Source organism: Parachlamydia acanthamoebae, from assembly GCF_000875975.1.
Classification (GTDB): domain Bacteria; phylum Chlamydiota; class Chlamydiia; order Chlamydiales; family Parachlamydiaceae; genus Parachlamydia; species Parachlamydia acanthamoebae.
This window is the reverse complement of sequence record NZ_BAWW01000057.1, coordinates 84,519-93,130: the sequence shown is the minus strand read 5'-3', so window position 1 is coordinate 93,130 and position 8,612 is coordinate 84,519. Positions and strand designations below refer to the sequence as shown.

5 protein-coding genes are annotated in these 8,612 nt (G+C 39.1%); 1 reads left to right on the top strand and 4 read right to left on the bottom strand.

Translation table 11 applies throughout. From position 1 onward, the window contains the following. The first annotated feature begins 515 nt into the window (after window positions 1–515). Window positions 516–2,441, top strand: a complete 1,926-nt coding sequence (gene abc-f, locus AOM43_RS09385) for a ribosomal protection-like ABC-F family protein (protein ID WP_013924524.1) — start codon at window positions 516–518, stop codon at window positions 2,439–2,441. Window positions 2,442–2,479: 38 nt separating this feature from the next. Here the strand turns inward: abc-f and AOM43_RS09380 are convergent, their stop codons facing one another. The 4 genes from AOM43_RS09380 to AOM43_RS09365 form a co-directional block, all read right to left on the bottom strand. Next, complete coding sequence (locus AOM43_RS09380) at window positions 2,480–4,561, bottom strand: sodium-translocating pyrophosphatase (protein WP_006341296.1); 2,082 nt, start codon at window positions 4,559–4,561, stop codon at window positions 2,480–2,482. Between the two features lie 389 nt (window positions 4,562–4,950). Continuing rightward, window positions 4,951–5,697, bottom strand: coding sequence for a hypothetical protein (locus tag AOM43_RS09375; RefSeq protein WP_059359993.1), 747 nt, complete (start codon window positions 5,695–5,697; stop codon window positions 4,951–4,953). A 515-nt stretch (window positions 5,698–6,212) separates the two neighbouring features. Then, the gene (locus tag AOM43_RS09370) at window positions 6,213–6,977 is read right to left on the bottom strand and encodes a hypothetical protein (RefSeq protein WP_226987472.1); all 765 of its coding nucleotides are present in this window, start codon (window positions 6,975–6,977) and stop codon (window positions 6,213–6,215) included. Between the two features lie 385 nt (window positions 6,978–7,362). Then, a complete protein-coding gene (locus AOM43_RS09365; protein WP_059359986.1) occupies window positions 7,363–8,598 on the bottom strand; it encodes a macro domain-containing protein in 1,236 nt (411 codons plus the stop codon). Window positions 8,599–8,612: the final 14 nt, after the last annotated feature.

The window sequence follows — 8,612 nt, the reverse complement described above, 5'->3', positions numbered from 1 at the left end:
GGCTTTGCTTTTCGTTTCACTCGTTAGCGTCTTGCTTATTTGCGAAAGAAACTAAGACAATACAAAAAGACACATTATTTCCGCAACCCCTTTTCGTCATTAAATGAATTTTTACTCGTTTTAACTGCTGCTTTTAAATAAAATAATCCGAAATTTCAATATCTTAATAAAGACGCTCTTGTCGTGCTTAAAACGCTTTTTTGAGAGAATTTGCATATTAATAATGATATTTTGTTCATTTTTTTCCATTTTTTGATATTTCTGCACATTTAATGACAAGAACACTTAAAATAAGCCTTTAAAATGTATTGAGAGATGCATTTTTGAAAATTCAACAAAAATGAATTGTTCGCATCTACTTGTGTTTTAGCTATTTATTGCAAAGTCAAATTTTCCCCATTTCAATACTCTCTTTTTTCAGAGGTCACGCTCACTGCACAGACATTGTAATTTATTTTTAAATCGGTTATATTCAGATAGTTCAATACAATGTTAAACTTATTTTTTCAGGTTTTATGATCTCTGCAATCAATCTCACTATGCGCTATGGCGATAAGATTCTTTTTCGGAACGCCAATTTTCAGCTGAATCCAGGACGCCACTATGCATTAGTTGGACCCAATGGATCTGGGAAATCCACACTCATCAAGATTCTAAGCGGCACCCTTACCCCAGAAAAAGGCGACATCTTCATGCCTTCTCTGATCCGTTTAGGAACTTTAAAGCAAGATCACTTCCTTTATGAAAATGTCTCACTGATTGACACAGTCTTAATGGGAAAACCTATCTTATGGGATGCACTGAAACAAAAAGATCTACTGCTACAAGAAGCCATACTGAGTGAAGACCAATGCCATCAGCTAGCCAATTGTGAAAAACACATTGAAGAACAACAGGGCTATGCTGCAACAAGTCAAATTGGAGAGTTGCTAGAAGGATTGGGATTAAAAGCGAATCTTCACAACAAACCTTTAAAAATTTTGTCTGGTGGTTATAAATTGCGCGTTTTACTTGCTCAAGTTTTGTTCAGTCAACCAGACGTTCTGATCTTGGATGAACCGACTAACCATTTAGATCTTTACTCGATTAAGTGGCTGGAAGATTACATCCGACAATTTTCAGGAACCGTGGTGGTCAGCTCTCACGATCGAAGTTTTCTCAATGGGATTGCAACTGACGTGATGGATTTAGACTACGAAATGGTTAAAATTTACCCAGGAAATTACGATCAATTTGAAACAACTAAGACCTGGGAATTGGAGCAAAAGGAAAATCAACTCGCGAAACAAGAAAAGAAGAAAGAAGACCTGCAAGAATTTGTCGATCGCTTCCGTGCAAAGGCGACCAAGGCTCGTCAAGCTCAATCTAAATTGAAAGCGATGGAAAAGCTTGAAAATGCGATGGAAGAACATTATCTTCCTCCCTCATCTAGACAAGCTCCCCACCTACAATTCCCCATTACACGTCCATCAGGAGTCACCCCATTAAAAATTACGGGAATTCAAAAAGCTTACGGAGAGAAAAAAGTCTTAGAAAATGTGTCATTTGAAGTAGGCCGGGGAGAAAAGATTGCCATTCTCGGCCCAAATGGAATTGGAAAGTCAACCCTACTTGAAATTTTATCTGGCCGCACCCCTTCTGATGCCGGCACCTTTGAGTGGGGACACGCAGCCGGATTCGCCTATTTCCCGCAAGATCATTCTAAGGAATTCAATAAAAAAAGCTCCTTGCTTGACTGGCTTTGTGGCTCTTTACAAGATGTTCAAGAACAGCAAGCCCGTCAAATGCTGGCACAAGTCTTATTTTCAGGCGATGATGTACACAAAACGATTGAAGTTTTAAGTGGCGGAGAAGCAGCTCGATTAATTTTAGCAAAAATGATGTTGGCAAAACAGAACATCCTCATTTTTGATGAACCGACTAACCACTTAGATATGGAAGCTATTGAAGCCCTTATTCACAGCCTGAAAACCTATTCTGGAACCGTTTTATTTGTCAGCCACAATCGATATTTTGTAGCAAGCCTAGCCTCCCGTATCATTGAAATTAATGAAACCGGCATTCACGATTTTCATTGCTCCTATCCTGAATATTTAGAAAAACGAGATGTGGACCATTTAGATCGATCAGCCAAGCGAGCCTCCCAAGCCAGCAAACAATCGCAAAATAAACTTTCTTACGAAGAACAAAAGAAACAACGAAATTTACGCGCCCAACTTGAAAAGCAAATCAAGCGCGTTGAGGATTTATGCCAGCAGCTTGAAACAAAAATAGAAGAAATAGACGCTACCATGGGATCTGAAGGATTTTACGAACGAACGTCTAGAGAAGAGCAAGCGAAACTTTTGTCTAAGAAATCAAAGCTAGAAGAGGAATTGAACCAGACTTTAGAAGATTGGGAAAAAGCCCATCAAGAACTGAACGAAATCGAAAAAGACTAAAAAGCCGAATGGCTTTTTAGTCTTTTGTTTATCCAATGTTACTGCGCCGCTAATACAGCCAACAGCAATAATGCAACGATATTGATGATTTTAATCATCGGGTTAATCGCAGGACCTGCAGTATCCTTGTACGGATCGCCAACAGTATCTCCCGTAACGGCAGCACGGTGAGCATCTGAGCCCTTACCACCATGACGCCCATCTTCAATTAACTTCTTAGCATTATCCCATGCGCCACCACCAGATGTCATAGAAAGGCCCACGAAAAGACCAGTCACAACAGAGCCTAAAAGCATCGATCCTAACGCAATAAACGCCTCTGATTGCCCCACTGTATAAGTTAACGCAAAGTATAGCACAATTGGAGCTGCAACAGGTAAAAGGGAAGGTAGAACCATTTCTTTAATCGCAGCTTTTGTCAACATGTCAACTGTGCGACCATAATTCGGTTTGGATGTACCTTCCATAATGCCCGGATTGTCACGGAATTGGCTACGTACCTCTTCAACAACAGAACCCGCTGCTCGGCCTACAGCCATCATGCAAAGAGCTCCAAATAGATAAGGAAGTAAGCCTCCAATGAACAGTCCGATCACAACATAGGCATTCTCAAGAAGGAACTCCCCTTGATAATCAGGGAAATAACGTCCTAAATCTTCAATAAATGCAGCAAACAAAACCAAAGCAGCAAAACCAGCAGATCCGATTGCGTATCCTTTCGTCACAGCTTTTGTTGTATTTCCTACCGCATCAAGCGCATCTGTCGTTTTTCGCACATCTGCCGGAAGATTGGACATTTCCGCAATTCCACCCGCATTATCTGTTACAGGACCGTAGGCATCCAGTGCGACAACCATACCAGCCAAAGCAAGCATGCTTGTTGCGGCGACAGCAATACCGAAAAGGTCAGCATTGATATAGGAAACGAGGATTCCAACGCAGATCACCACAACGGGAAGGGCTGTAGCTTCCATAGAAACGGCTATCCCTTGGATGATGTTTGTTCCATGTCCAGTTGTAGATGCTTGAGCAATACTCTGTACAGGACGGTATTTCGTCAGGGTGTAGTATTCTGTAATCCACATGAGTAAACCTGTAACGACAAGCCCTGTCAATGCACAATAGAAAAGATTTAAACCTGTAAAAGTGGCGTGGTTCACAGTAAAGGACTGGTCAAATCCAATCAAATACTTAGTCAACCATGCAAGTGCAATCGCTGACAATACTGCTGTAACAATAAACCCTTTATAAAGAGCGCCCATGATGTCTTGGCTTTTGCCTAGTTTGACAAAAAAAGTTCCAACAATGGAAGTTAAAATACAAATCGCACCAATCGCCAACGGATACAACATCATTGTTTCCATGGTTGCACCTGTGAAGAAGATGCCAGCCAAAAGCATCGTTCCAACGATTGTCACAACATATGTCTCAAATAAGTCTGCTGCCATTCCTGCGCAGTCCCCAACGTTATCACCAACGTTATCTGCAATAACAGCTGGATTGCGTGGGTCATCTTCAGGAATTCCGGCTTCAATTTTTCCAACGAGATCAGCGCCAACGTCTGCACCTTTTGTGAAAATTCCTCCACCTAAGCGTGCAAAAATCGAAATGAGCGACGCTCCAAATCCCAAAGAAACAAGGGACTCTAAGAGAGCGCTTAATGAAATATTACTGTTTTTCAAAAATATATAATAGCCGGTGATCCCTAGTAGCCCCAAACTGACAACAAGCATCCCCGTAATTGCACCAGACTTGAATGACACATCTAGAGCCGATGCCAAACCTTGGCGCGCAGCTTCAGTTGTTCTCACGTTAGCACGTACAGAAATGTTCATTCCAATATAACCAGCGGCACCAGATAAGATTGCTCCAATTACAAAACCAAGGCCTACATGCCATCCTAGAAACCAAGTTAAAAATGCAAATACCACAACACCAACCATTGCAATAGTCGTGTATTGACGGTTCAGATAAGCCCTTGCCCCCTCTTGGATGGCACTAGCAATTTCTTGCATGCGTTCATTTCCTGCACTTTTAGATAGCACTGATTGAATCGTTATCGCCCCGTAAAGCAAGCCAATGAGGCCGCAAGCGATCAATCCATATTCATAAGGCGTCATATTTCATCCTTTTTGATAATTTAAGTCATAAGAAAGCGTATTTCATATCGTCAACCTCTTCCGATTGCAATATCGAATAACGAAATGACCCATAGGATGCCAGAATTTCAGATTCTCATACAATAAGAAATCATGCCTGAGAGAAACATCCTATAAGTTTCTTGACCCTTAAAGAAAAATAAAAACTTTGGTTGGAGAAAAGACCCCGAGAAGAGACGGTTTAGTAAAGGCAAATACTGAGAGAGTACACTGAATCTTACACTTTCTTCATCCAATTTATGAGAATGGAAGTTTAACAAATGAACAACGGATCATGCTAGAGCCGTCTTTACTGTAAAGAAGGGGGCTATACTGAAAACTAGTCTTTTAATCCCCATCCCCCAAATAGCTTAGCCAACACCAAAATATCTTTGCTTGAAACCTATAGAGAGAAGCTCTTCTCCTGTTTCCAGGAAGTGGATAAATTCCCGAGAAAATTTACCCTGATGAAGGGGGTCTCTCATGACAGACACGTCTTTATTCTTAATCACCTGAAACATAGCCCCTTTGTAACGAGCATTGTTATCTCTAAATTCCGGATGATCTCTTAGAAATGTTTCGGTTGACTCATTGTTACACTTAGTAGAACAAAAAAGGAGGTATCCCCCATGGTTCTGCTTAAAAGCTTTCTGACCTTCGGAATTGGATGGAAAAGCCCCATCAGCATCGTTGAAAAAATGACTGCCACCACTTGCACTATTTAAAAGGATCACTTTAGAGCATAAATAGGTCCCTTGCATCTGTTTGAAGAACCCGATTCTTAGCTTTTCTTGGACTTGTGTTCCTCCGTTACAAAAAAACAACGCATCCTCTGCAGGGACGGTCCCTCGCCGATCGGCATCTTTTGGAAGACAGTAGTAAACGTATTGCCTTTTTTCTTTGAGAAGTCTTTTCTCTTCTTCTGAATATTTATGACTAAATAAGCGAGCTAAAATGTGATGAACCCGATAAATTAAGTGTCTTTGCAAAAAAGAAGCTTTTTCTTCCTTGTAACCACAGCAATAATATCCTTCTTGTACTTTGAGGTTTCTTGCCTGCATATCGCCAATAAGGTCTATAGGCAATTTGCTTGGTTCTTTCATAAAGCTTATTTTCATAGACACCCTCTTTTTAGAAAAACCATTATAACAAAAAAATATTTTTAATCAATAGAATCATTTCTGAATTAAATCCCTCTAGTATACCACAACCTTAGTTTAGAAGAACTACATCAAGTTTTTTTGGAGAGCACAACATAACCTTAGGTATTTTTTAATTCTGCTATTTTACTTATAAACTGTTACAGTTTGCATAAATGTGACAAAATTTAAAAAAACTCAAAAGAAGAACAATGGACAGAATTTCTTTTCATGATTGTCATTGGAGTTATACTGGCTTATTTCGCAACTTCGTTGCATTAGCAGCCTCTTAATATTGGACTATTATATTTTTTTAAACTTTGACTAAATTAAAAATAGCAATATAGAAGAAAAATTCAGGGAATATACATTTGCATGCTTATCTTATCGCTCAGGATGGGTAAAGTGACGAAGCTCTTAACAAAAATTTGCTTTTTATGCAAAGCTAAACAATCGTGCTCCAAATGGAAAAATCAACTTTAGCATATTCTTTACTATTTTTTAGGAGGGAAAGTCCCTCCAACACCAAAATATCTTTGCTTGAAACCTATAGAGAGAAGCTCTTCTCCTGTTTCCAGGAAGTGGATAAATTCCCGAGAAAATTTACCCTGATAGAGAGGATTTCTCATAACAGACATGTCTCTATTCTTAAGCAACTGAAACATAGCTCCTTTGTAACGAGCATTATTCCCCCTAAATTCCGGATGATCTCGTAGAAACGTTTCGGTTGAGTCATTTTTAATATTAGAACAAAACAGGAGAAATCCCCCTCCATTATCCCTAAAAGCTTTCTGACCTTCGGAATTGGATGCAAAAGCCCCATCCGCATCATTGAAAAAATTACAGCCGCCACTTGATGTGTTTAAAAGGATCACTTTAGAGCATAAATAAGTCCCTTGCATCTGTTTAAAGAACTCGGTTCTTAGCCTCTCTTGGACGTTCACTCCTGCGTCACAAAAAAACAGCGCATCCTCTGCAGGGACGGTTCCTCGCCGATCGACATCTTTTGGAAGACAGTAGTAAACGTATTGCCTTTTTTCTTTGAGAAGTCTTTTCTCTTCTTCTGAATATTTATGACTAAATAAGCGAGCTAAAATGTGATGAACCCGATAAATTAAGTGTCTTTGCAAAAAAGAAGCTTTTTCTTCCTTGTAACCACAGCAATAATATCCTTCTTGTACTTTGAGGTTTCTTGCCTGCTTATCGCCAATAAGGTCTATAGGCAATTTGCTTGGTTCTTTCATAAAGCTTATTTTCATAAGATAACCTCTTTTTAGAAAAATTATTATAACAAAAAAAATATTTTTAATCAATAGAATCATTTCTGCATTAAATCCTTCTAGTATACCACAACCTTAGTTTAGAAGAACTACATCAAGTTTTTTTGGAGGGCACAATATAACCTTAGGTATTTTTTAATTCTGCTATTTTACTTATAAACTGTTACAGTTTGCATAAATGTGACAAAATTTAAAAAAATTCAAAAGAAGAACAATGGACAGAATTTCTTTTCATGATTGTAATTGAAGGGCTACTATGTTTTTCTAAATTTGATTGAATCAAAAAATAGTCTCTCTCTCTCTTGCTTTTATAGAAAGCCAACTGGAAAATCTACTGCTCAACAAAAGATCGCTTGTAAGGACATTAGGCAGTTTTAAAAACGTCCAGTTTGCTATATTCGTCCCATTCATTGTCTGAATACATGACCAAACGGATCTCTCGCTCAAATGGTTCTAATTTAGAAGCATCAAAAGACTCATCTTCCTCAACCATTTTCTGCAACTGATCTGACTGCAAATCTGTCGTCGGTCCATCTTTGTATTCACAATAACGACGGATAAGGTCCACAACTATAGGAGCAGCATCTTTTGGTGAATACCCAAAAATGCTCTGGCTAATGCAGCAAAATGAGATAGACTTGAGCTGATTCGCATCTAATAATTCTAAGCTATTTAAGTAGGCATTTCTTAGGACTTTAGGTTGCGCTCCGCGAGGACCAACAGCATGTATAATATAGCGGCTGTTCAATCCTAGAGCTCGTGTAATCACAGCTTCACCATTTGGAAGATTCCCGCTTGGAAGATTGGCTTTAATAGGCATGATTTCTGCTTTTAGAAACTCTCCAGAATCTTTAGCACCGGAGAGAGCCCCACTGCGCGACCAAATTTGTCCATCAATTCCTCCCCCTCCTAGCAACCTTTCATTTGCGGCATTAACAATAGCATCGGTATTCTGATCAAGAGTAGATCCCTTTACAAGAACAACTTTAGTTTTACCAAATACCGTTGCAATGCTACCATCTTTTAGCTTTACAGCATGTTTCGGCGGCTCAAGTTCTAAAGAAATATCCAAATGTGCGGCTTCGGCATTTTTTGCTCCAAGAGGATCTAACAAAGTTGAAGACATATGCACGACTTCTGCTTTAGGCACGTTTTCGACCTGTTCCAAAGCTCTGGCTAACGTCGGACTGATAGCTTTTGGACTCGTAGCTTTAGGAATTGGATTCTCTTCCTCTACTTTTGTTATAACGACTCTATCTTGATAATGATTGTATTTGTTAACGCTAGCATTAAATAGTTCAATTAGATCATTGTCAGTAGGAGTTAATTTGTCTTTTATTTGAGTGAAGATTGCTTCATTTTGGTTATAATCCACCCCATATATGCGACGCCCCAGACGAGTATTTGACAACATAGACCAAAAAAATTGCTTCACCTTTCCCAAAGTTTTTACAGATAAGTCTTTCTTTATAACGACTGTTTTTCCGCCTAGCTTGCCTTGATCATCTAATTCACTAAGCTTTTTCAGTTTAGCTGAAAGATCTTCTCGATTCCAGTTAAGCGTTGTATTTTTTAATTTAATGGAAAATTGATCCGTCATATTATCCACCTTTA